The sequence below is a fragment of the Kluyvera fluvialis genome (genome assembly GCF_059725275.1).
The window spans coordinates 3,390,570-3,412,030 of the sequence record NZ_AP046142.1 but is presented as its reverse complement, the minus strand read 5'-3'; the positions used below and the strand labels follow the sequence as shown (position 1 = coordinate 3,412,030).

Annotated in this window: 15 protein-coding genes; 13 read left to right on the top strand and 2 right to left on the bottom strand. The window is 53.0% G+C overall.

Annotated elements, in window-relative coordinates; all coding sequences use genetic code 11:
* Positions 1–106: 106 nt before the first annotated feature.
* A complete protein-coding gene (locus AC6I4B_RS16095; protein ID WP_497766499.1) occupies positions 107–850 on the top strand; it encodes a type 2 GTP cyclohydrolase I in 744 nt (247 codons plus the stop codon).
* A gap of 57 nt (positions 851–907) precedes the next feature.
* Entirely contained in the window at positions 908–1,699 is a 792-nt protein-coding gene (nei, locus tag AC6I4B_RS16090; RefSeq protein ID WP_497772203.1) for an endonuclease VIII, read from the top strand.
* 279 nt (positions 1,700–1,978) lie between these two features.
* On the opposite strand, the gene AC6I4B_RS16085 is transcribed toward nei, so the two are convergent.
* The gene (locus AC6I4B_RS16085; protein WP_497766497.1) at positions 1,979–3,262 is read right to left on the bottom strand and encodes a citrate synthase; all 1,284 of its coding nucleotides are present in this window, start codon (positions 3,260–3,262) and stop codon (positions 1,979–1,981) included.
* A 637-nt stretch (positions 3,263–3,899) separates the two neighbouring features.
* On the opposite strand from AC6I4B_RS16085, the gene sdhC reads away from it, so the two are divergent.
* The 8 genes from sdhC to sucD all read left to right on the top strand — a co-directional run bounded on the left by sdhC (position 3,900) and on the right by sucD (position 13,590).
* Positions 3,900–4,304: a succinate dehydrogenase cytochrome b556 subunit gene (gene sdhC, locus AC6I4B_RS16080; protein ID WP_497766496.1), complete on the top strand. Its 405-nt coding sequence runs from the start codon at positions 3,900–3,902 to the stop codon at positions 4,302–4,304.
* Complete coding sequence (gene sdhD / locus AC6I4B_RS16075) at positions 4,298–4,645, top strand: succinate dehydrogenase membrane anchor subunit (protein WP_497766494.1); 348 nt, start codon at positions 4,298–4,300, stop codon at positions 4,643–4,645. The genes sdhC and sdhD overlap by 7 nt, the downstream gene beginning before the upstream one ends.
* Positions 4,645–6,411, top strand: a complete 1,767-nt coding sequence (gene sdhA / locus AC6I4B_RS16070; RefSeq protein ID WP_497766493.1) for a succinate dehydrogenase flavoprotein subunit — start codon at positions 4,645–4,647, stop codon at positions 6,409–6,411. Before sdhD ends, sdhA begins: the two co-directional genes overlap by 1 nt.
* A gap of 15 nt (positions 6,412–6,426) precedes the next feature.
* The gene (gene sdhB / locus AC6I4B_RS16065) at positions 6,427–7,143 is read left to right on the top strand and encodes a succinate dehydrogenase iron-sulfur subunit SdhB (protein ID WP_497766491.1); all 717 of its coding nucleotides are present in this window, start codon (positions 6,427–6,429) and stop codon (positions 7,141–7,143) included.
* A gap of 260 nt (positions 7,144–7,403) precedes the next feature.
* Positions 7,404–10,205, top strand: a complete 2,802-nt coding sequence (gene sucA / locus AC6I4B_RS16060) for a 2-oxoglutarate dehydrogenase E1 component (protein ID WP_497766489.1) — start codon at positions 7,404–7,406, stop codon at positions 10,203–10,205.
* A gap of 14 nt (positions 10,206–10,219) precedes the next feature.
* Positions 10,220–11,443, top strand: coding sequence for a 2-oxoglutarate dehydrogenase complex dihydrolipoyllysine-residue succinyltransferase (gene odhB / locus AC6I4B_RS16055; protein ID WP_497766488.1), 1,224 nt, complete (start codon positions 10,220–10,222; stop codon positions 11,441–11,443).
* Positions 11,444–11,554: 111 nt separating this feature from the next.
* Positions 11,555–12,721: an ADP-forming succinate--CoA ligase subunit beta gene (gene sucC / locus AC6I4B_RS16050; RefSeq protein WP_497766486.1), complete on the top strand. Its 1,167-nt coding sequence runs from the start codon at positions 11,555–11,557 to the stop codon at positions 12,719–12,721.
* Positions 12,721–13,590 carry a succinate--CoA ligase subunit alpha gene (gene sucD / locus AC6I4B_RS16045; protein WP_497766485.1) on the top strand — a complete coding sequence of 290 codons (870 nt, stop codon included), beginning with the start codon at positions 12,721–12,723 and terminating at the stop codon, positions 13,588–13,590. Before sucC ends, sucD begins: the two co-directional genes overlap by 1 nt.
* 99 nt (positions 13,591–13,689) lie before the next feature.
* Here the strand turns inward: sucD and AC6I4B_RS16040 are convergent, their stop codons facing one another.
* Positions 13,690–14,406: a GntR family transcriptional regulator gene (locus AC6I4B_RS16040; RefSeq protein ID WP_497766483.1), complete on the bottom strand. Its 717-nt coding sequence runs from the start codon at positions 14,404–14,406 to the stop codon at positions 13,690–13,692.
* Between the two features lie 184 nt (positions 14,407–14,590).
* Between AC6I4B_RS16040 and mngA the strand changes: the two genes are divergently transcribed.
* From mngA to cydA, 3 genes are all read left to right on the top strand, one after another.
* The gene (gene mngA, locus AC6I4B_RS16035; protein WP_497772202.1) at positions 14,591–16,507 is read left to right on the top strand and encodes a PTS 2-O-a-mannosyl-D-glycerate transporter subunit IIABC; all 1,917 of its coding nucleotides are present in this window, start codon (positions 14,591–14,593) and stop codon (positions 16,505–16,507) included.
* Positions 16,508–16,531: 24 nt separating this feature from the next.
* Positions 16,532–19,165, top strand: a complete 2,634-nt coding sequence (mngB, locus tag AC6I4B_RS16030; RefSeq protein ID WP_497766482.1) for a mannosylglycerate hydrolase — start codon at positions 16,532–16,534, stop codon at positions 19,163–19,165.
* A 713-nt stretch (positions 19,166–19,878) separates the two neighbouring features.
* Positions 19,879–21,447, top strand: a complete 1,569-nt coding sequence (cydA, locus tag AC6I4B_RS16025; protein ID WP_497766480.1) for a cytochrome ubiquinol oxidase subunit I — start codon at positions 19,879–19,881, stop codon at positions 21,445–21,447.
* Positions 21,448–21,461: the final 14 nt, after the last annotated feature.

Here is a 21,461-nt window from a genome sequence, read left to right as displayed (position 1 = left end):
GTAATTAATCGCGGCTTCCGCTGGTGCAAGGAATTGTGTATCGACGCAACGGCCAGAGGACGCTATTTTATTCTGTAGTACAGCATCAATGGCGAAAGGAGCGACGATGAAAAATACTGAGCTAGAACAACTGATTAATGAAAAACTCAATAGCGCCGCCTTTAGCGATTACGCGCCCAACGGGCTTCAGGTTGAAGGGCGGGAAACGGTGCAGAAAATTATCACCGGCGTCACCGCCAGCCAGGCGCTGATTGACGAAGCTATTCGCCAGCAGGCCGATGCCGTTATTGTGCATCACGGTTACTTCTGGAAGGGGGAGTCCCCTGTAATTCGCGGGATGAAACGCAACCGCCTGAAGGCGCTGCTGGCCAACGATATCAACCTCTTTGGCTGGCATCTGCCGCTGGATGCGCACCCGGAACTGGGCAACAACGCCCAACTGGCGCAACTGCTGGGGATTACCATCAAAGGTGAAATTGAGCCGTTGGTACTGTGGGGGGAACTGTCGATGCCGGTTTCCGGCCTTGAACTGGCCTCATGGATTGAAGCGCGTCTGGGGCGTAAACCATTGTGGAGCGGCGATACGGGGCCGGATAAAGTGCAGCGCGTAGCCTGGTGTACCGGCGGTGGGCAGGGCTTTATCGACAGTGCCGCCCGTTTTGGTGTCGATGCATTTATTAGTGGTGAAGTTTCCGAGCAAACCATTCATTCCGCTCGTGAACAGGAACTGCATTTTTACGCAGCCGGACATCATGCTACCGAGCGCGGTGGGATTCGCGCGTTGAGCGAATGGCTGAACGAGACAACCGATCTGGATGTCACCTTTGTCGATATCCCAAATCCGGCCTGATCCGGGGATAAACGCGGTGTGTAACGCGGAATGAATCAATAAAGAAAGGACAGAATGATGCCTGAAGGCCCAGAAATCCGCCGCGCGGCGGATAGCCTGGAGGTGGCGATTAAAGGCAAACCGTTGACCGAGGCCTGGTTTGCTTTTCCTCAGTTGGCTCAATATGCCCCGACGCTTATCGGGCAGCATGTCACTCAGGTTGAAACGCGCGGCAAAGCGCTGTTGACCCATTTCTCCGGTGGGTTGACGTTGTATAGCCATAATCAGCTCTACGGGGTGTGGCGGGTTGTGAATGCCGGAGAAACGCCTGATACCTCGCGTGTGCTGCGGGTGAGGTTGCAAACGGCGGACAAAGCGATTTTGCTGTACAGCGCGTCGGATATCGAAATGCTGACGGCGAAACAGCTCAAAACGCATCCGTTTTTGCTGCGCGTCGGGCCGGATGTGCTTGATATGACGCTGACGCCGCAGGCGGTAAAAGAGCGGCTGCTGTCGGCTAAATTTCGCAACCGCCAGTTTTCGGGTCTGTTGCTGGATCAAGCGTTTCTTGCCGGGCTGGGTAACTATTTGCGGGTGGAAATTCTCTGGCAGGTGGGGCTAACCGGGCAGCATAAAGCTTCACAGCTTAACGAGGCGCAGCTTGATGCGCTGGCACAAGCGTTGCTGGAGATTCCGCGTCTGTCTTATAACACGCGCGGCAAGGTTGACGATAACAAACACCACGGCGCGCTGTTCCGCTTTAAGGTGTTTCATCGCGAGGGGGAAGCCTGCGAGCGCTGCGGCGGAATTATTGAGAAAACGATGTTAGCATCAAGGCCATTTTATTGGTGTCCGAAATGCCAGCATTAAGTTGATGCCGCGTAGGCCGGATAAGGCATCGCCGCCATCCGGCGGCACAAAGCCTGATGGCGCTGCGCTTATCAGGCCTACAGTTGCAATATATGTGGACGGGATAAGTCAACCGGAGGCACAAAGCCTGATGGCGCTGTGCTTATCAGGCCTACCGTTGCGATATATGTAGGCCGGATAAGGCATCGCCGCCATCCGGCAACACAAAGCCAGATGTACAGGGCTGTTGGTCATACAAAAAAAGCGCCCGCAGGCGCTTTTTTATCTTCAGACCGTAGCTTATTTCTTAAGGTCGGATTTGAAGTCGCGCTGCGTGTAGCCAGTGTAGAGCTGACGCGGACGCGCAATCTTCATGCCGTCGGTGTGCATTTCGTTCCAGTGTGCAATCCAGCCAATGGTACGCGCCATCGCGAAGATAACGGTAAACATGGAAGATGGAATGCCCATCGCTTTCAGGATGATACCGGAGTAGAAGTCAACGTTCGGGTACAGTTTCTTCTCGATGAAGTACGGGTCGTTGAGCGCAATGTGCTCAAGCTCCATCGCCACTTCCAGCAGGTCATCTTTCGAACCCAGCTCACGCAGCACTTCATGGCAGGTTTCACGCATCACCGTGGCGCGCGGGTCGTAGTTTTTGTACACGCGGTGACCAAAGCCCATCAGGCGGAAAGAATCATTCTTGTCTTTCGCACGACGAACGAACTCAGGAATATGCTGAACGGTGCTGATCTCTTCCAGCATTTTCAGCGCCGCTTCGTTGGCTCCGCCGTGAGCTGGCCCCCACAGTGATGCAATACCCGCAGCGATGCAGGCAAACGGGTTCGCGCCGCTTGAACCGGCAGTACGTACCGTTGAGGTAGAGGCGTTCTGTTCGTGGTCAGCGTGCAGGATCAGAATACGATCCATTGCGCGTTCCAGCACTGGGTTCACTTCATACTCTTCGCAAGGGGTGGCGAACATCATTCGCAGGAAGTTACCCGCGTAGGAGAGGTCATTGCGTGGGTAAACGAACGGTTGACCAATTGAGTATTTGTAACACATGGCCGCCATAGTTGGCATTTTAGACAGCAGGCGGAAGGCGGCGATTTCACGATGACGCGGGTTATTGACGTCGAGGGAATCGTGATAGAACGCGGCCAGGGCGCCGGTAATCCCGCACATCACCGCCATTGGGTGAGAGTCGCGGCGGAAGGCGTGGAACAGACGGGTAATCTGCTCGTGAATCATGGTATGGCGAGTGACGGTGGTCTGGAACTCGTCGAATTCGGCCTGAGTGGGTTTCTCACCGTACAGCAGGATGTAACACACTTCGAGATAGTTAGACTCGGTGGCTAACTGGTCGATAGGGAAGCCACGATGCAACAGGATGCCTTCATCACCATCAATAAAAGTGATTTTAGACTCGCAAGATGCAGTCGAAGTAAAACCAGGATCAAAAGTAAAAATGCCTTTCGAACCGAGACTACGGATATCAATAACATCCTGACCGAGCGTGCCTTTTAGCACGTCCAGTTCAATAGCAGTATCACTCGATAGAGTGACTTTTGCCTTCGTATCAGCCATTTACGGTCTCCTTAGCGCCTTTTTGCTTAAGACTGCTGGATGCCGGATTTGCAATTCAAAAAATATTTCGACGTTGCCAGTTTGTTATTTGGCTCACGGCTCTGTTGTAGAAGATGAAACCAGGGTACAGAGCAAGGGCGCTTGACGGTGCACGTCTAATCTACAGTGAAACTACAGCAAATCAGGGTCTTAGCAATCCGATGATTCAAACCTGAACAACACTAATAACTGTCCTGATAGATTAGGTCAACTCCACAACACTGTTACATAACTTATTATCAGGTGAAAGAGTGACCCCATAACTTTTGAGCATTATATGCTTTTACAGGTGATGGTTGTAACAATAATGTTTAATATTTGTCAAATCACGTGATTAATTTTTAAAAAATTGTTTTAATCGTGAGCATGATCACTGTTCTGCATAAAACCGGACAAACTATATGTAGGTTAATTGTAATGATTTTGTGAACGGCCTATACTGCCGCCAGGTCTCCGGAATACCCTGCAATCCCGAGCCACCCAGCGTTTTAGCGTCTTGTTTTAGCATCTGGAAGCAGTGTTTTACATGACGCAAAGTTATAGAAAGGACGCTGCTTGACCCGCCTGCGGACCGGAGGAAGGAAATAATAAGAACAGCATGTGGGCGTTATTCATGATAAGAAATGTGAAAAAACAAAGACCTGTCAATCTGGATTTGACAACAATCCGGTTCCCTATAACAGCGATAGCGTCCATTCTCCATCGCGTTTCCGGCGTTATCACGTTTGTGGCTGTCGGCATTCTGCTGTGGCTGCTGGGCACGAGTCTCTCTTCCCCGGAAGGCTTCCAAACCGCTTCATCCATCATGAGCAGTTTCTTCGTTAAATTCATTATGTGGGGCATCCTCACGGCGCTGGCCTACCACGCGGTTGTTGGTATCCGTCACGTGTTAATGGATTTTGGCTACCTGGAAGAAACCCTCGAAGCCGGTAAGCGTTCCGCCATGATCTCTTTTGTTATTACTGTCGTGCTTTCAATTCTTGCAGGAGTACTCGTATGGTAAGCAACGCCTCAGCATTAGGACGCAACGGCGTACATGACTTCATCCTGGTCCGCGCCACCGCCATTGTCCTGACTCTGTACATCATCTATATGGTGGGATTTTTTGCGACGAGCGGTGAGATAACCTGGGAAGTCTGGAGCGGTTTCTTTGCCTCTGCGTTCACCAAAGTGTTCACCTTGCTGGCTTTGTTCTCAATCTTGATTCATGCCTGGATCGGCATGTGGCAGGTGTTAACCGACTACGTTAAACCACTGGCTCTGCGCCTGACGCTGCAACTGCTGATTGTTGTTGCGCTGCTGGTTTACGTTATCTATGGATTTGTTGTGGTGTGGGGTGTGTGATGAAACTGCCAGTCAGAGAATTTGATGCTGTAGTTATTGGCGCAGGCGGCGCAGGTATGCGCGCAGCGCTGCAAATTTCCCAAAGCGGCCAGACCTGTGCGCTGCTGTCTAAAGTGTTCCCAACCCGTTCCCATACCGTGTCTGCGCAAGGTGGCATCACCGTCGCACTCGGTAATACCCATGAAGATAACTGGGAATGGCACATGTACGACACCGTGAAAGGGTCGGACTACATTGGTGACCAGGACGCTATCGAATATATGTGTAAAACCGGCCCGGAAGCGATTCTGGAACTGGAGCACATGGGGCTGCCGTTCTCGCGCCTCGACGATGGTCGCATCTATCAACGTCCGTTTGGCGGCCAGTCGAAAAACTTCGGCGGCGAGCAGGCGGCACGTACCGCTGCGGCGGCTGACCGTACCGGCCACGCACTGCTGCACACGCTGTATCAACAGAATTTGAAAAACCACACCACCATTTTCTCCGAGTGGTATGCGTTGGATCTGGTGAAAAACGCCGATGGTGCGATTGTCGGCTGTACCGCACTGTGCATTGAAACCGGTGAAGTGGTGTACTTCAAAGCCCGCGCAACCGTGCTGGCAACCGGCGGCGCAGGCCGTATTTATCAGTCTACCACTAACGCCCATATCAACACCGGTGACGGCGTGGGTATGGCTATCCGCGCTGGCGTGCCGGTGCAGGATATGGAAATGTGGCAGTTCCACCCAACCGGTATCGCCGGTGCGGGCGTGCTGGTCACCGAAGGCTGCCGTGGTGAAGGTGGTTATCTGCTGAACAAACACGGCGAGCGTTTCATGGAACGTTATGCGCCGAATGCGAAAGACCTGGCGGGTCGTGACGTGGTGGCGCGTTCCATCATGATTGAAATCCGTGAAGGCCGTGGCTGTGATGGCCCGTGGGGTCCACACGCGAAACTGAAACTCGACCACTTGGGTAAAGAAGTGCTGGAATCCCGTCTGCCGGGTATCCTGGAGCTTTCTCGTACCTTTGCTCACGTTGACCCAGTGAAAGAGCCGATTCCGGTTATCCCAACCTGCCACTACATGATGGGCGGTATTCCGACCAAAGTCACCGGTCAGGCGCTGACGGTGAACGAGCAGGGCGAAGATGTGGTGATCCCTGGGCTGTTTGCCGTCGGTGAAATCGCCTGCGTATCGGTTCACGGTGCTAACCGTTTGGGCGGCAACTCACTGCTTGACCTGGTGGTCTTTGGCCGCGCGGCTGGTCTGCATTTACAAGAATCTATCGCCGAGCAGGGCGCACTGCGCGATGCCACCGACGAAGAAATTGACGCCTCTCTCGAACGTCTGAACCGCTGGAATGGCAACCGTAACGGCGAAGATCCGGTCGAAATTCGCAAAGCGTTGCAGGAATGTATGCAGCATAACTTCTCGGTATTCCGTGAAGGCGATGCGATGGCGAAAGGGCTTGAGCAGTTGAAAGTGATCCGCGAACGTTTGAAAAATGCGCGCCTGGACGATACCTCCAGCGAGTTCAACACCCAGCGCGTTGAGTGCCTGGAGTTGGATAACCTGATGGAAACCGCGTTTGCCACTGCGGTTTCAGCAAACTTCCGTACCGAAAGCCGTGGCGCGCATAGCCGCTTCGACTTCCCGGATCGTGATGATGAAAACTGGCTGTGCCACTCCCTGTATCTGCCAGAGTCGGAGTCCATGACGCGTCGTAGCGTCAATATGGAACCGAAACTGCGCCCGGCATTCCCGCCGAAGATTCGTACTTACTAATGCGGAGACAGGAAAATGAAACTCGAGTTTTCAATTTATCGCTATAACCCGGATGTTGACGACGCTCCGCGTATGCAGGATTACACCCTGGAAGGCGAAGAAGGGCGCGACATGATGCTGCTGGATGCGTTAATCCAGTTGAAAGAAAAAGACCCAAGTCTGTCGTTCCGCCGCTCTTGCCGTGAAGGGGTTTGTGGCTCCGACGGCCTGAACATGAACGGTAAAAATGGTCTGGCTTGTATTACGCCTGTCTCGGCGCTGGTACAGCCGGGTAAGAAAATTGTTATCCGTCCTCTGCCAGGCCTGCCGGTTATCCGCGATTTGGTGGTAGACATGGGGCAATTCTATGCACAATATGAGAAGATTAAGCCTTACCTGTTGAATAATGGGCAAAATCCTCCTGCTCGCGAGCACCTTCAGGGGCCTGAGCAGCGTGAAAAACTCGATGGCTTGTACGAGTGTATTCTCTGCGCATGTTGCTCTACATCTTGCCCATCGTTCTGGTGGAACCCAGATAAGTTCATCGGCCCGGCGGGCTTGCTGGCGGCGTATCGCTTCTTGATTGATAGCCGCGATACCGAAACCGACAGCCGTCTGGAAGGGTTGAGCGATGCTTTCAGCGTATTCCGCTGCCATAGCATTATGAACTGCGTCAGTGTATGTCCGAAAGGTCTGAACCCGACGCGTGCCATCGGCCATATTAAGTCGATGCTGCTGCAACGTAGCGCATAAGTAACAGATGCCGGATGGCGGCATAAACGCCTTATCCGGCCTACAGGCGAGTCACTGTAGGCCGGATAAGCGCAGCGCCATCGGGCAGATATATGCAGGAAACCTCTAAAAACTGCCCCTTTTATGTTCGACAGTTTTTAAAGGTTCCTTAGCGGACGCAGATGACACGACAGTCCGCAACAGGTGAACCCCGGCACGCACAGCGGTGTGCGTGGTAGTATCCACGGCGAAGTAAGCATATAAATGCTTAAGGGATCACGATGCAGAACAGCGCTTTGAAAGCCTGGTTGGACTCTTCTTACCTCTCTGGCTCGAACCAGAGCTGGATAGAACAGCTCTATGAAGACTTCTTAACCGATCCTGACTCGGTAGACGCTAACTGGCGTTCGACGTTCCAGCAGTTACCTGGTACCGGAGTCAAACCAGATCAACTCCATTCAACAACGCGTGATTATTTCCGTCGTCTGGCGAAAGATGCCTCACGTTATTCCTCTTCGATTTCCGACCCTGACACGAATGCGAAGCAGGTTAAAGTCCTGCAACTTATCAACGCTTATCGCTTCCGTGGTCACCAGCATGCGAATCTTGATCCGCTGGGACTGTGGCAGCAGGATAAAGTGGCTGATTTAGATCCCGCTTTCCACGATCTGACTGAGGCCGACTTCCAGGAGAGCTTTAACGTCGGTTCTTTCGCCATCGGCAAAGATACGATGAAGCTCGGGGATCTGATTGACGCGCTCAAACAGACCTACTGCGGCTCGATTGGCGCAGAGTACATGCACATTACCAGCACCGAAGAAAAACGTTGGATTCAGCAGCGTTTTGAAGCCGGTCACGCCACCTTTAGCGCCGAAGAGAAAAAACGCTTCCTGAGCGAACTGACGGCGGCGGAAGGTCTGGAACGTTATCTGGGGGCGAAATTCCCGGGCGCAAAACGCTTCTCGCTGGAAGGCGGCGATGCGCTGGTGCCAATGCTCAAAGAGATGATCCGCCATGCGGGAAAGAGCGGCACGCGTGAAGTGGTGCTGGGTATGGCGCACCGTGGCCGTCTGAACGTGCTGATTAACGTCCTGGGTAAACAATCTCAGGAACTGTTTGACGAGTTCTCCGGCAAACATAAAGAACACCTCGGTACGGGGGATGTGAAGTACCACATGGGCTTCTCCTCCGACATCGAAACCGAAGGTGGCCTGGTGCACCTGGCACTGGCGTTCAACCCGTCGCACCTCGAAATCGTTAGCCCAGTGGTTATGGGTTCCGTTCGTGCGCGCCTTGACCGTCTGGACGAGCCGAGCAGCAATAAAGTTCTGCCAATCACCATTCACGGCGACGCCGCAGTGACCGGGCAGGGCGTGGTTCAGGAAACCCTGAACATGTCCAAAGCGCGGGGTTACGAAGTGGGCGGTACGGTGCGTATCGTTATCAATAACCAGGTAGGCTTCACGACCTCTAACCCGCTGGATGCGCGCTCTACGCCGTACTGTACTGATATCGGTAAAATGGTGCAGGCGCCGATTTTCCACGTTAACGCGGATGACCCGGAAGCGGTGGCTTTCGTTACCCGTCTGGCGCTGGACTTCCGTAATACCTTTAAACGCGATGTCTTCATCGACCTGTTTTGCTACCGCCGTCACGGCCATAACGAAGCCGACGAGCCGAGCGCAACCCAGCCGCTGATGTACCAGAAAATCAAAAAACATCCAACGCCGCGCAAAATCTACGCTGACAAGTTAGAAGCAGAGAAAGTTGCCACGCTGGAAGATGCTACCGAGATGGTTAACCTGTATCGCGACGCGCTGGACGCGGGCGAATGCGTGGTGAAAGAGTGGCGTCCAATGAACATGCACTCCTTTACCTGGTCGCCGTACCTCAACCATGAGTGGGACGAAAGTTACCCGAACAAGGTTGACATGAAGCGCTTGCAGGAGTTGGCTAACCGTATCAGTACCGTACCGGATGCCATTGAAATGCAGTCTCGCGTAGCGAAAATCTACGGCGACCGTCAGTTAATGGCGGCGGGTGAGAAGCTGTTCGACTGGGGCGGTGCGGAAAACCTGGCGTACGCGACGCTGGTTGACGAAGGTATTCCGGTGCGCTTGTCCGGTGAAGATGCCGGTCGCGGTACTTTCTTCCACCGTCACGCAGTAATTCATAACCAATCCAATGGTTCTACCTACACCCCGTTACAGCACGTGCATAACGGCCAGGGCGTGTTCAAAGTGTGGGACTCCGTACTGTCTGAAGAAGCGGTTCTGGCCTTTGAATACGGCTATGCAACGGCTGAACCGCGCACGCTGACCATTTGGGAAGCGCAGTTCGGCGACTTCGCCAACGGTGCGCAGGTGGTTATCGACCAGTTCATCTCCTCGGGTGAGCAAAAATGGGGTCGTATGTGTGGCCTGGTGATGCTGCTGCCGCATGGCTACGAAGGGCAAGGGCCGGAGCACTCCTCCGCGCGCCTGGAACGTTATCTGCAACTTTGCGCTCAGCAAAACATGCAGGTTTGTGTTCCGTCTACCCCGGCACAGGTTTATCACATGCTGCGTCGTCAGGCGCTGCGCGGGATGCGCCGTCCGCTGGTGGTGATGTCACCGAAATCGCTGCTGCGTCATCCGCTGGCGGTTTCTAGCATGGATGAACTGGCAAACGGCACGTTTATGCCAGCGATTGGCGAGATTGACGAGCTGGATCCGAAAGCGGTGAAACGCGTCGTGCTGTGCTCCGGTAAGGTGTACTACGACCTGCTGGAACAGCGTCGCAAAAACGACCAAAAAGATGTCGCCATCGTGCGTATCGAGCAGCTGTATCCGTTCCCACACCAGGCGGTACAGGAAGCATTGAAACCATTTGCTCACGTGCATGATTTTGTCTGGTGCCAGGAAGAGCCTCTGAACCAGGGGGCCTGGTACTGTAGCCAGCATCACTTGCGTGAAGTAGTTCCATTTGGGGCCGCTCTGCGTTACGCAGGTCGCCCAGCCTCCGCCTCACCGGCGGTAGGGTATATGTCCGTTCACCAGAAACAGCAACAAGATCTGGTCAATGACGCGCTGAACGTCGATTAATTAAAGGATACACAATGAGTAGCGTAGATATTCTGGTTCCCGACCTGCCTGAATCCGTAGCTGATGCGACCGTGGCAACCTGGCATAAAAAACCGGGCGATGCGGTAGTTCGTGATGAAGTGCTGGTAGAAATCGAAACTGACAAAGTGGTACTGGAAGTACCGGCGTCGGCTGATGGCATTCTGGATGCCGTTCTGGAAGATGAAGGCACGACCGTGACTTCTCGCCAGATTCTGGGCCGCCTGCGTGAAGGCAACAGCGCGGGTAAAGAAACCAGCGCGAAAGCTGAAAACAAAGAAGCTACCCCAGCGCAGCGCCAGCAGGCCTCTTTGGAAGAACAGTCCAACGATGCGCTCAGCCCGGCGATTCGTCGCCTGCTGAGTGAACACAACCTTGAAGCCAGCGCGATTAAAGGCACTGGCGTCGGTGGCCGTATCACTCGTGAAGATGTTGAAAAACATCTGGCGAAAGCTCCAGCGAAAGCAGAAGCCAAAGCACCTGCGGCTGCCGCTGCTGCACCGGTTGCCCTGCTGGCCGGTCGTAGCGAAAAACGCGTACCGATGACGCGTCTGCGTAAACGTGTTGCTGAACGTCTGTTGGAAGCGAAAAACTCGACCGCGATGCTGACGACCTTCAACGAAGTCAACATGAAGCCGATTATGGACCTGCGTAAGCAGTACGGTGAAGCGTTCGAAAAACGCCACGGTATCCGTCTGGGCTTTATGTCTTTCTACGTGAAAGCCGTGGTTGAAGCGCTGAAGCGCTACCCGGAAGTGAACGCATCTATCGATGGCGATGATGTGGTTTACCACAACTATTTCGATGTCAGCATGGCGGTTTCGACCCCACGTGGCCTGGTAACCCCAGTTCTGCGTGACGTAGACGCGCTGGGCATGGCAGACATTGAAAAGAACATCAAAGAGCTGGCAGTGAAAGGCCGTGACGGCAAACTGACAGTAGAAGACTTAACCGGCGGTAACTTCACCATTACCAACGGCGGCGTTTTCGGTTCCCTGATGTCTACCCCGATTATCAACCCGCCTCAGAGCGCGATTCTGGGTATGCATGCCATTAAAGACCGTCCAATGGCGGTAAATGGCAAAGTTGAAATTCTGCCGATGATGTACCTGGCGTTGTCCTACGACCACCGTCTGATTGATGGACGCGAGTCTGTAGGCTTCCTGGTGGCAATTAAAGAGTTGTTGGAAGATCCAACCCGTCTGCTGTTAGACGTGTAGTCGTGATATTGGCGGCCTCTCCCCGAGCGGGGAGAGGGTTCGCTCTGTGCTATGCAGAACTAAAAGATCCAGACCACAACTCAATAACATTTTATAGGATGGATAGAACACATGAACTTACATGAATATCAGGCAAAACAACTCTTTGCCCGCTATGGCTTACCGGCTCCGGTGGGTTATGCCTGTACTACTCCGCGTGAAGCAGAAGAAGCCGCTTCAAAAATCGGCGCTGGCCCGTGGGTAGTGAAATGTCAGGTTCACGCTGGTGGCCGCGGCAAAGCGGGCGGTGTGAAAGTCGTTAACACCAAAGAAGAGATTCGTGCTTTTGCTGAAAACTGGCTGGGCAAACGTCTGGTGACTTACCAAACGGATGCGCACGGTCAGCCGGTAAACCAGATTCTGGTTGAATCTGCTACCGACATCGGTAAAGAGCTGTACCTGGGCGCGGTTGTAGACCGTAGCTCTCGTCGCGTTGTATTCATGGCGTCTACCGAAGGCGGCGTGGAAATTGAAAAAGTGGCGGAAGAAACCCCGCACCTGATCCACAAAGTGGCGCTCGATCCGTTGGCAGGTCCAATGCCTTACCAGGGTCGTGAGCTGGCGTTTAAACTGGGTCTGGAAGGTAAACAGGTTCAGCAGTTCACCAAAATCTTTATGGGTCTGGCGACTATTTTCCTTGAGCGCGACCTGGCACTGATCGAAATCAACCCGCTGGTTATCACCAAGCAGGGCGATCTGATTTGCCTCGACGGTAAACTGGGCGCTGACGGCAATGCCCTGTTCCGCCAGCCGGATCTGCGTGAAATGCGTGACCAGTCTCAGGAAGATCCACGTGAAGCGCAGGCGGCACAGTGGGAACTGAACTACGTTGCGCTGGACGGTAACATCGGTTGTATGGTTAACGGTGCGGGCCTGGCAATGGGCACGATGGACATCGTTAAACTGCACGGCGGCGAACCGGCTAACTTCCTTGACGTTGGCGGCGGCGCAACCAAAGAGCGCGTGACCGAAGCGTTCAAAATCATCCTCTCTGATGACAATGTTAAAGCCGTTCTGGTTAACATCTTCGGCGGTATCGTGCGTTGCGACCTGATTGCCGACGGTATCATCGGCGCAGTAGCCGAAGTGGGCGTTAACGTTCCCGTTGTCGTACGTCTGGAAGGTAACAACGCCGAACTCGGCGCGAAAAAACTGGCTGACAGCGGCCTGAATATTATTGCAGCGAAAAGTCTGACGGACGCAGCACAGCAGGTTGTTGCCGCAGTGGAGGGGAAATAATGTCCATTTTAATCGATAAAAATACCAAGGTTATCTGCCAGGGCTTTACCGGTAGCCAGGGTTCTTTCCACTCCGAACAAGCGATTGCCTACGGCACGCAGATGGTTGGCGGCGTAACGCCAGGTAAAGGCGGTACTGAGCATCTGGGTCTGCCAGTGTTTAACACCGTGCGTGAAGCCGTAGAAGCAACGGGCGCAACCGCCTCTGTTATCTACGTTCCTGCACCGTTCTGCAAAGACTCCATTCTGGAAGCCATCGACGCAGGCATTAAACTTATCATCACCATCACCGAAGGTATCCCAACGCTGGATATGCTGACCGTGAAAGTGAAACTGGATGAAGCCGGTGTGCGCATGATTGGCCCGAACTGCCCAGGGGTTATCACCCCAGGCGAATGCAAAATCGGCATCATGCCAGGCCATATTCACAAACCAGGTAAAGTAGGTATCGTTTCCCGTTCCGGTACGCTGACCTATGAAGCGGTTAAACAGACCACCGATTACGGTTTCGGCCAGTCCACCTGTGTGGGCATCGGCGGTGATCCGATCCCTGGCTCTAACTTTATCGATATCCTGAAACTGTTCCAGGAAGATCCGCAAACTGAAGCGATCGTGATGATCGGTGAGATCGGCGGTAGCGCGGAAGAAGAAGCGGCGGCGTACATTAAAGATCATGTCACCAAGCCGGTTGTGGGTTACATCGCCGGTGTGACTGCGCCGAAAGGTAAACGTATGGGTCACGCGGGCGCAATCATCGCGGGCGGGAAAGGGACTGCGGATGAGAAATTCGCGGCGCTGGAAGCTGCTGGCGTGAAAACCGTGCGCAGCCTGGCCGATATCGGCGAAGCACTGAAATCCGTTATTAAGTAATCCTCTCTGCTCCCTCATCGAATTCCCGTTGCATACAGGGAAAGAGGGAGCCTTATATGTCTAGTTTCGACATGGTTGGCCATCTGATGATGGCCTTTTTTAATGGCGACGTCTGGCAACCAGCGTAAATTTGTAATCGTCACTTTTAAAGGTGTTGCGGCTGTATTCAAAAATACGACCATCCTGAAGAAAACCGCGTGAGACTTTTTCCAGTACCGGCTTACCGGGCGCTATCCCCAGCATGGTGACCGTTTCTTCATTGGGGATCACCGGGATAATTTCCTGCTCGCTGCGCTCAATCACCATCTTTTTCGTCTGTTCAATATAGTGATATTTGGAGTTCTCCATCACCTCCCAGGTGAGATCGGCAAACAGCGCCAGCGGCATCCAGGTTTCTTCCAGAGTGACGGCCTTTTGCTTAATAAATCGAACGCGTTTGATATGCCAGACTTTATCCGTAGCCGCGACCTGTAGCTGTTCAGCCAACGATTCTCCGGCGGCAATGACCTCAAAAACTTTCACTTCACTATGCGTTTCGACATGACGGTCGGCGAGCTTTTCATAAAAGCTGGTGAGCTGATAGATATCGTAGTTAACCCGCTCCTCTTTTACATACCAACCGCTGCCCTGAATACTCTCGATGATGCCTTGTTCCGTCAGCTGCTTAAGCGCCTGTCTGATGGTCACGCGGCTTACCTCGAAACGGGCCTGTAGCGTTGATTCGGTGGGGAGAGCATCACCCGGTTTTAATTCACCTTTCGCTATCTGTGCGCGCAGTATGTCAGCTATATGGCGGTACATCGGTTTTTTGCTCATCTTTTTTCGCTTTTGTCGGCAATAAAGTCAGACGGTTAGGACGAATTATGCCGACATTTGTACAATAGTAAATAATACAAATTAAATACAAATATTTTCTCGTTAGTGAAAGTGATCACATAAAGGTATTGTTTTGTCTGCGACAATCGCTGCACACAATAATGACAATCCTCTGAGTATCATGATGAACCTAACGACCTTGTCCCACCCTCGTGCGGTCTGTGTACATGCACGATTTACCGATCGTGACGATGCCATTCGCCAGTTAGCGCAGCGGCTCGTTGAATTGGGCAAAATCACCGATGCGGATGCTTATCTGACGGAAGTTTTTCACCGCGAATCTCAAGGGCCAACGGCGCTTGGTGAGGGGCTGGCAGTGCCGCACGGCAAATCGTCGGCGGTTAAAGAGGCGGCTTTTGCAGTGGCAACGCTGAGTGAACCGCTGAGCTGGGAAGGGGTTGATGGCCCGGAGTCCGTTGAGCTGATCTTTTTGCTGGCGATCCCGCCAAGTGAAGCCGGTTCGACTCATATTCAAATTCTGACCGAACTGACGACGTGTCTGGCTGATGATTCACTGCGCGCTCGTGTCATGGCGGCGACCAGCGCCGACGACGTGTTAGCGGCGTTAGACGTGCAGGCGCAACAGCCTACGTCGGCTGTAGCGGCAGATGCTCCTACGATTGTTTGCGTTACCGCCTGTCCGGCGGGCATTGCACATACCTATATGGCGGCTGAATATCTGGAGAAAGCCGGTCGGCAAATGGGCGTCAACGTGGTGGTTGAAAAGCAGGGGGCCAACGGCATTGAAGGGCGCTTAACGGCTCAACAGCTTAACGATGCGCGCGCCTGTATTTTTGCCGCCGAGGTCGCGCTTAAAGAAAGTGAACGTTTCAACGGCATCCCGGCGATTTCCGTTCCGGTAGCCGAACCGCTGCGCCACGCAAAAGCGCTGATTGAACAAGCGTTAGCGCTGGAGCCGCTACAAGGCCAGCGCGTTTCTCAGCCACAGGCAGAGGTGAAAAAAGGGCTGAAAACTGACCTGAAACAAGCGCTGCTGAGCGGCATTTCGTTTGCCGTGCCGTTAATCGTCGCCGGAGGGACGGTGCTGGCGGTGGCGGTATTAATTGCGCAGATTTTCGGCCTACAAGATGTGTATAGCTTAGAAAAATCCTGGCTGTGGATGTATCGCCAATTGGGCGGTGGGATGCTGGGCACACTGATGGTTCCGGTGCTTTCGGCCTATACCGCCTATTCACTGGCGGATAAACCGGCGCTGGCTCCGGGCTTTGCGGCAGGTTTGGCGGCGAACTTAATCGGTTCGGGTTTTCTTGGCGGTGTCGCCGGTGGCCTGATTGCCGGTTATCTCATGCGTTGGGTGAAACAGCACCTGCGTTTAAGCAGCAAATTCAATGGCTTTTTAACGTTCTATCTTTATCCGGTTATTGGCACGCTGGTGGCGGGTAGCCTGATGCTGTTCGTCATTGGTGAACCTGTCGCCTGGATTAACAACTCGCTGACCGCCTGGCTGAATGGCCTTTCGGGAACCAATGCGCTGTTGCTTGGCATGATTCTCGGCTTTATGTGTTCGTTCGATTTAGGCGGGCCGGTGAACAAAGCCTCCTATGCCTTCTGTCTGGGCGCGATGGCGAACGGGGTGTATGGGCCTTATGCCATTTTCGCCTCGGTCAAAATGGTTTCCGCTTTTACCGTCACCGCCTCGACCATGATTGCGCCGCAGTTGTTTAAACAGTTTGAAATTGAAACCGGTAAATCGACCTGGCTATTGGGGCTGGCGGGCATTACCGAAGGGGCGATCCCGCTGGCGATTGAAGATCCGCTGCGGGTTATTGGTTCGTTTGTTCTCGGTTCGATGGTGACTGGTGCCATTGTCGGCGCGATGGGCATTGGCCTGGCGACACCAGGGGCGGGGATTTTCTCGATCTTTTTACTTCACCACGCCGGAATCAGCGCATTTGTCGCGGCGGCGGGCTGGTTTGGCGCTGCGTTAGTGGGCGCGATGATCTCCACGGCGGTTCTGCTGGTCTGGCGTCGCCAGGCGGTTAAGCAGGGAAAATATGTCACCGATAGCGTGATGCCGTAAGCATTTACTTCACAGGAAACGAAGATGAAAACAGTATCTCGCGTTCACATTACGCCACATATGCACTGGGACCGTGAGTGGTATTTCACCACTGAAGAGTCGCGTATTTTGTTGGTTAACAATATGGAAGAAATCCTGACTCGCCTTGAGCAGGATGCCGAGTACAAATATTACGTACTCGACGGGCAAACGGCGGTGCTGGAAGACTATTTCGCCGTGAAGCCAGAAAACCGAGAGCGAGTGAAAGCGCTGGTGCAAGCCGGAAAGCTGATTATCGGCCCGTGGTATACGCAAACGGACACCACCATCGTTGCCGGTGAGTCGATTGTTCGCAACCTGATGTACGGCATTCGTGACTGCATGGCGTTTGGTGAGCCGATGAAAATTGGCTATCTGCCGGACTCGTTCGGTATGTCCGGGCAACTGCCGCATATCTATAACGGTTTTGGTATCACGCGGACCATGTTCTGGCGGGGCTGTTCTGAACGCCACGGCACTGACAAAACCGAATTCTTATGGCAAAGCAGCGATGGCAGCGAAGTGGCGGCACAGGTGCTACCGCTGGGCTACGCGATTGGTAAGTACTTACCGGAGGATGAAGCCGGGCTGCGTAAACGGCTCGACAGCTACTTTGAGGTGCTGGAAAACGCCTCGGTGACGAAAGAGATTTTGCTGCCTAACGGGCATGATCAAATGCCACTCCAGCAAAATATCTTTGCGGTGATGGACAAGCTGCGAGAAGTCTACCCGCAGCGTGAGTTCGTGATGAGCCGCTTCGAAGAGGTATTTAGCGCCATAGAAGCGCATCGCGATGAGTTAGCGACGCTGCGTGGTGAGTTTATTGATGGCAAATATATGCGTGTGCACCGCACTATTGGTTCGACGCGTATGGATATCAAAGTCGCCCACGCGCGCATTGAAAATAAGATTGTTAATCTGCTGGAACCGCTGGCAACCCTCGCCTGGACGTTGGGTTTTGAGTATCACCACGGTTTGCTGGAAAAAATGTGGAAAGAGATCTTAAAAAACCATGCGCACGACAGCATTGGTTGCTGCTGTAGCGACAAAGTGCATCGGGAAATTGCCTCGCGTTTCGAGCTTGCCGAGGATATGGCTGACAATCTGCTGCGTTTTTATCTGCGCAAAATTGTCGATAACATGCCGCAAAGCGACGAAGACAAGCTGGTGATGTTTAACCTGATGCCGTGGCCGCGCGAAGAGGTGATTAACACTACCGTTCGCCTGCGCGCCAGCCAGTTCCGCCTGGTGGACGGTAACGGCAACGAGATTCCTTATTTTATCCGCAGCGCGCGTGAATTAGACCCTGGCCTGATTGACCGACAAATTGTGCATTACGGCAACTATGAACCGTTTATGGAGTTTGATATTCAACTTTATCAGACCCTGCCGTCGATGGGCTATCGCACCTTATATATAGAACCGCACGTTGCGGGTCACCTGGCAGCTCCGCTTGCCGACACCTCTGCGCTGCTGGAAAACGCATTTTGGCAAATCTCTCTCAACGTTGATGGGACGCTGTGCCTGCGCGATAAAGACACCGGCATTGTTTACCAACGCGTGCTGGAAATAGAAGAAAGCGCCGATGACGGCGATGAATATGATTATTCGCCGTCGCGCGAAGAGTGGCGGCTAACATCAGCGGGGGCGGGCGTTGAGCACCAGGTTATCCACGAGGCGTGGCAAAGTCGGGTGATTCTTCGCTATCGCATGGCGGTTCCAGCTAACCTGAGCGAACGTTCGGCACGGCAACGTAACGGCGAATTAGGCGTTGAAATGACCGTTACGCTCAGCCATAACAGCCGCCGTATTGATGTCGATGTCCGTCTTGATAACCAGGCCGACGACCATCGTGTGCGCGTACTGATTCCTACACCATTCAACACACAGGAAGTGCTGGCGGATACCCAGTTTGGTACGGTAATGCGCCCGATTCAAGACCCGGCAATGGCGAACTGGCAGGAAGAGGGGTGGAAAGAAGCGCCGGTTCCGGTGTGGAATTTATTGAATTATGCCGCGTTGCAGGAAGGGAGTAACGGCCTGGCGATATTCAGTGAAGGGCTGCGCGAATTTGAAGTGGTGGGGGAGGAGAATAAAACCTTTGCGCTGACCTTACTGCGCGGTGTCGGCTTGCTGGGCAAAGAAGATTTACTGCTCCGCCCGGGGCGACCATCGGGGATAAAAATGCCAGTGCCAGATTCACAAATGCGCGGCGTATTCCATGCGCGTTTCAGTATGTTTAGCTACAACGGTACGCCGTTGAGCGTGGGGCTGGCGCAGCAAGCGCGCGCGTGGTTAACGCCGGTTCAGTGTTACAACAAAATTCCGTGGGATGCGATGAAACTCAATAAAGCGCCGTTTACGACGCCAGACAGCTATAGCCTGTTGACGATGTCACCGGTTGGCTGCCAACTGAGCGCATTAAAGAAAGCGGAAGACCGTGATGAAATTATTCTGCGGCTGTTCAACCCTTCAGACAGCCTGTGTGGCGATGCCGCTGTCTCGTTTAGCCGAAGCGTTGCCCATTGCAGCGAAACGGGAATGGATGAAGTGCCAAAAGGGGAGCCGTTAGACACCAGCGGTATTACCGGAGTGTTCCTGCCGGGGCAGTCGCGAACGTTTAGTGTGAAGCTAAACTGAGCATAACGACGCTGCCGGAGCCGTTGGCTCCGGCAGATAATGCGCGTTGTTAAGTGATGTTGAAATAATCAACCTGGTTTATTATATCCATAAACTAACGCCGTGATGTTTGCCGGAGAGGAAGGAAAATGCGGCGAGGGTAGAAAATACCTAAATATGTGCTAGCTAAAAATTACTGTGAACGAATTAACACAATCCCATCTTGTCTTTTCTTTTTGCTTCCCGCCATTAGGTTAAATAAAATTACCTATAATTCTCATATTGTCTTTTTTGGCAACTATAAAATTCTTTGTTTGAACATTTAATTAACAATCAATTCACATTGATTGTTTGTTTAAACACATATTCAACATAAAACGTAAATATTGATTTATATCAATATGTAATACTTGGAAACGATGACAAAAGAGAGTTTAATTGCCCCACATCAAACTGGATGAAAAGTACCCTCTCCGCTATATATTGATCAACGTCGTAAAACGTAAAGACACTACAGTAAAAACCTGTTTATTGTATGGTTATTACGGCGTAATATATTGAGGGATCAAATTGGTTTTTTTATTAACGTATTTGTAACCTTTGCCGACGATGGTTTCCTCTCGGGATGAAGTCGTAACGAAACGGGACACAAATAAATTTGTATTGGGGCATGTGTTTGAATCTGGTTCACGGGTTCAATCTCGGAGTCTTCATGCGATGAGCAAGGAGTCATAATGTTAGATATAGTCGAACTGTCGCGCTTACAGTTTGCCTTGACCGCGATGTACCACTTCCTGTTTGTACCGCTGACGCTGGGTATGGCGTTCTTGCTGGCAATCATGGAAACGGTGTACGTCCTTTCCGGCAAACAGATTTATAAAGATATGACCAAGTTCTGGGGCAAGTTGTTTGGTATCAACTTTGCGCTGGGTGTGGCTACCGGTTTGACCATGGAGTTCCAGTTCGGGACTAACTGGTCTTACTATTCTCACTATGTGGGTGATATTTTCGGTGCGCCGCTGGCCATCGAAGGTCTGATGGCCTTCTTCCTCGAATCTACCTTTGTAGGTCTGTTCTTCTTCGGTTGGGATCGTCTGGGCAAAGTCCAGCACATGGCGGTAACCTGGCTGGTGGCTCTGGGCTCCAACCTTTCTGCGTTGTGGATCCTGGTTGCGAACGGCTGGATGCAGAACCCGATTGCCTCAGACTTCAATTTTGAAACCATGCGCATGGAGATGGTGAGCTTCTCTGAGCTGGTACTGAACCCAGTTGCTCAGGTGAAATTCGTTCACACCGTGGCATCGGGCTATGTGACTGGCGCGATGTTCATCCTTGCTATTAGCTCCTGGTACATGCTCAAAGGCCGTGATTTCGCCTTTGCTAAGCGCTCTTTCGCGATTGCAGCCAGCTTCGGCATGGCGGCTATCCTGTCCGTTATCGTCCTGGGTGACGAATCGGGTTACGAAATGGGTGACGTGCAGAAAACCAAACTGGCTGCCATTGAAGCCGAATGGGAAACTCAGCCGGCTCCGGCATCCTTTACGCTGTTTGGTATTCCCGATCAGGATGCGCAGGAAAACCACTTCTCGATTCAAATTCCTTACGCGCTGGGCATCATCGCAACCCGTTCTGTGGACAAGCAGGTTACCGGTCTGAAAGATCTGATGGTGCAGCACGAAGAGCGTATCCGTAACGGCATGAAGGCTTACTCGCTGCTGGAGCAACTGCGTTCCGGCGCAACTGACCCTGCGGTGCGTTCTCAGTTCAACGACGTGAAGAAAGACCTGGGCTACGGTCTGCTGCTCAAACGCTATACGCCGAACGTGGCTGACGCGACCGAAGAGCAGATTCAGAAAGCGACCAAAGATTCCATTCCACGCGTTGCGCCGCTGTATTTCGCCTTCCGTATCATGGTGGCGTGCGGTGTACTGATGCTGCTGATTATCGCGGCATCCTTCTGGACGGTGATTCGTAACCGTATCGGTGAGAAAAAATGGCTGCTGCGCGCTGCGTTCTTCGGGCTGCCGCTGCCGTGGATTGCCGTAGAAGCGGGCTGGTTTGTCGCCGAATATGGGCGTCAACCGTGGGCCATCGGTGAAGTGCTGCCAACCGCAGTGGCGAACTCGTCACTGACAGCCGGCGACATTATCTTCTCCATGGTGCTGATTTGCGGTCTTTACACGCTGTTCCTGGTGGCCGAACTGTTCTTGATGTTCAAGTTCGCGCGCAAAGGGCCAAGCAGCCTGAAAACCGGTCGCTACCACTTTGAGCAGTCCACCGCGACTACTCAGCCGGCACGCTAAGACAGGAGTCGTCA

Bases quoted from the DNA above. Each gene is read 5' to 3' on its own strand.
- sdhC (WP_497766496.1), top strand. From the start codon at position 3,900: ATGTGGGCGTTATTCATGATAAGAAATGTGAAAAAACAAAGACCTGTC.
- cydA (WP_497766480.1), top strand. From the start codon at position 19,879: ATGTTAGATATAGTCGAACTGTCGCGCTTACAGTTTGCCTTGACCGCG.
- AC6I4B_RS16040 (WP_497766483.1), bottom strand. From the start codon at position 14,406: ATGAGCAAAAAACCGATGTACCGCCATATAGCTGACATACTGCGCGCA.
- sdhA (WP_497766493.1), top strand. From the start codon at position 4,645: ATGAAACTGCCAGTCAGAGAATTTGATGCTGTAGTTATTGGCGCAGGC.
- odhB (WP_497766488.1), top strand. From the start codon at position 10,220: ATGAGTAGCGTAGATATTCTGGTTCCCGACCTGCCTGAATCCGTAGCT.
- nei (WP_497772203.1), top strand. From the start codon at position 908: ATGCCTGAAGGCCCAGAAATCCGCCGCGCGGCGGATAGCCTGGAGGTG.
- sdhB (WP_497766491.1), top strand. From the start codon at position 6,427: ATGAAACTCGAGTTTTCAATTTATCGCTATAACCCGGATGTTGACGAC.
- AC6I4B_RS16085 (WP_497766497.1), bottom strand. From the start codon at position 3,262: ATGGCTGATACGAAGGCAAAAGTCACTCTATCGAGTGATACTGCTATT.
- sucC (WP_497766486.1), top strand. From the start codon at position 11,555: ATGAACTTACATGAATATCAGGCAAAACAACTCTTTGCCCGCTATGGC.
- mngA (WP_497772202.1), top strand. From the start codon at position 14,591: ATGAACCTAACGACCTTGTCCCACCCTCGTGCGGTCTGTGTACATGCA.
- sucA (WP_497766489.1), top strand. From the start codon at position 7,404: ATGCAGAACAGCGCTTTGAAAGCCTGGTTGGACTCTTCTTACCTCTCT.
- AC6I4B_RS16095 (WP_497766499.1), top strand. From the start codon at position 107: ATGAAAAATACTGAGCTAGAACAACTGATTAATGAAAAACTCAATAGC.
- sucD (WP_497766485.1), top strand. From the start codon at position 12,721: ATGTCCATTTTAATCGATAAAAATACCAAGGTTATCTGCCAGGGCTTT.
- mngB (WP_497766482.1), top strand. From the start codon at position 16,532: ATGAAAACAGTATCTCGCGTTCACATTACGCCACATATGCACTGGGAC.
- sdhD (WP_497766494.1), top strand. From the start codon at position 4,298: ATGGTAAGCAACGCCTCAGCATTAGGACGCAACGGCGTACATGACTTC.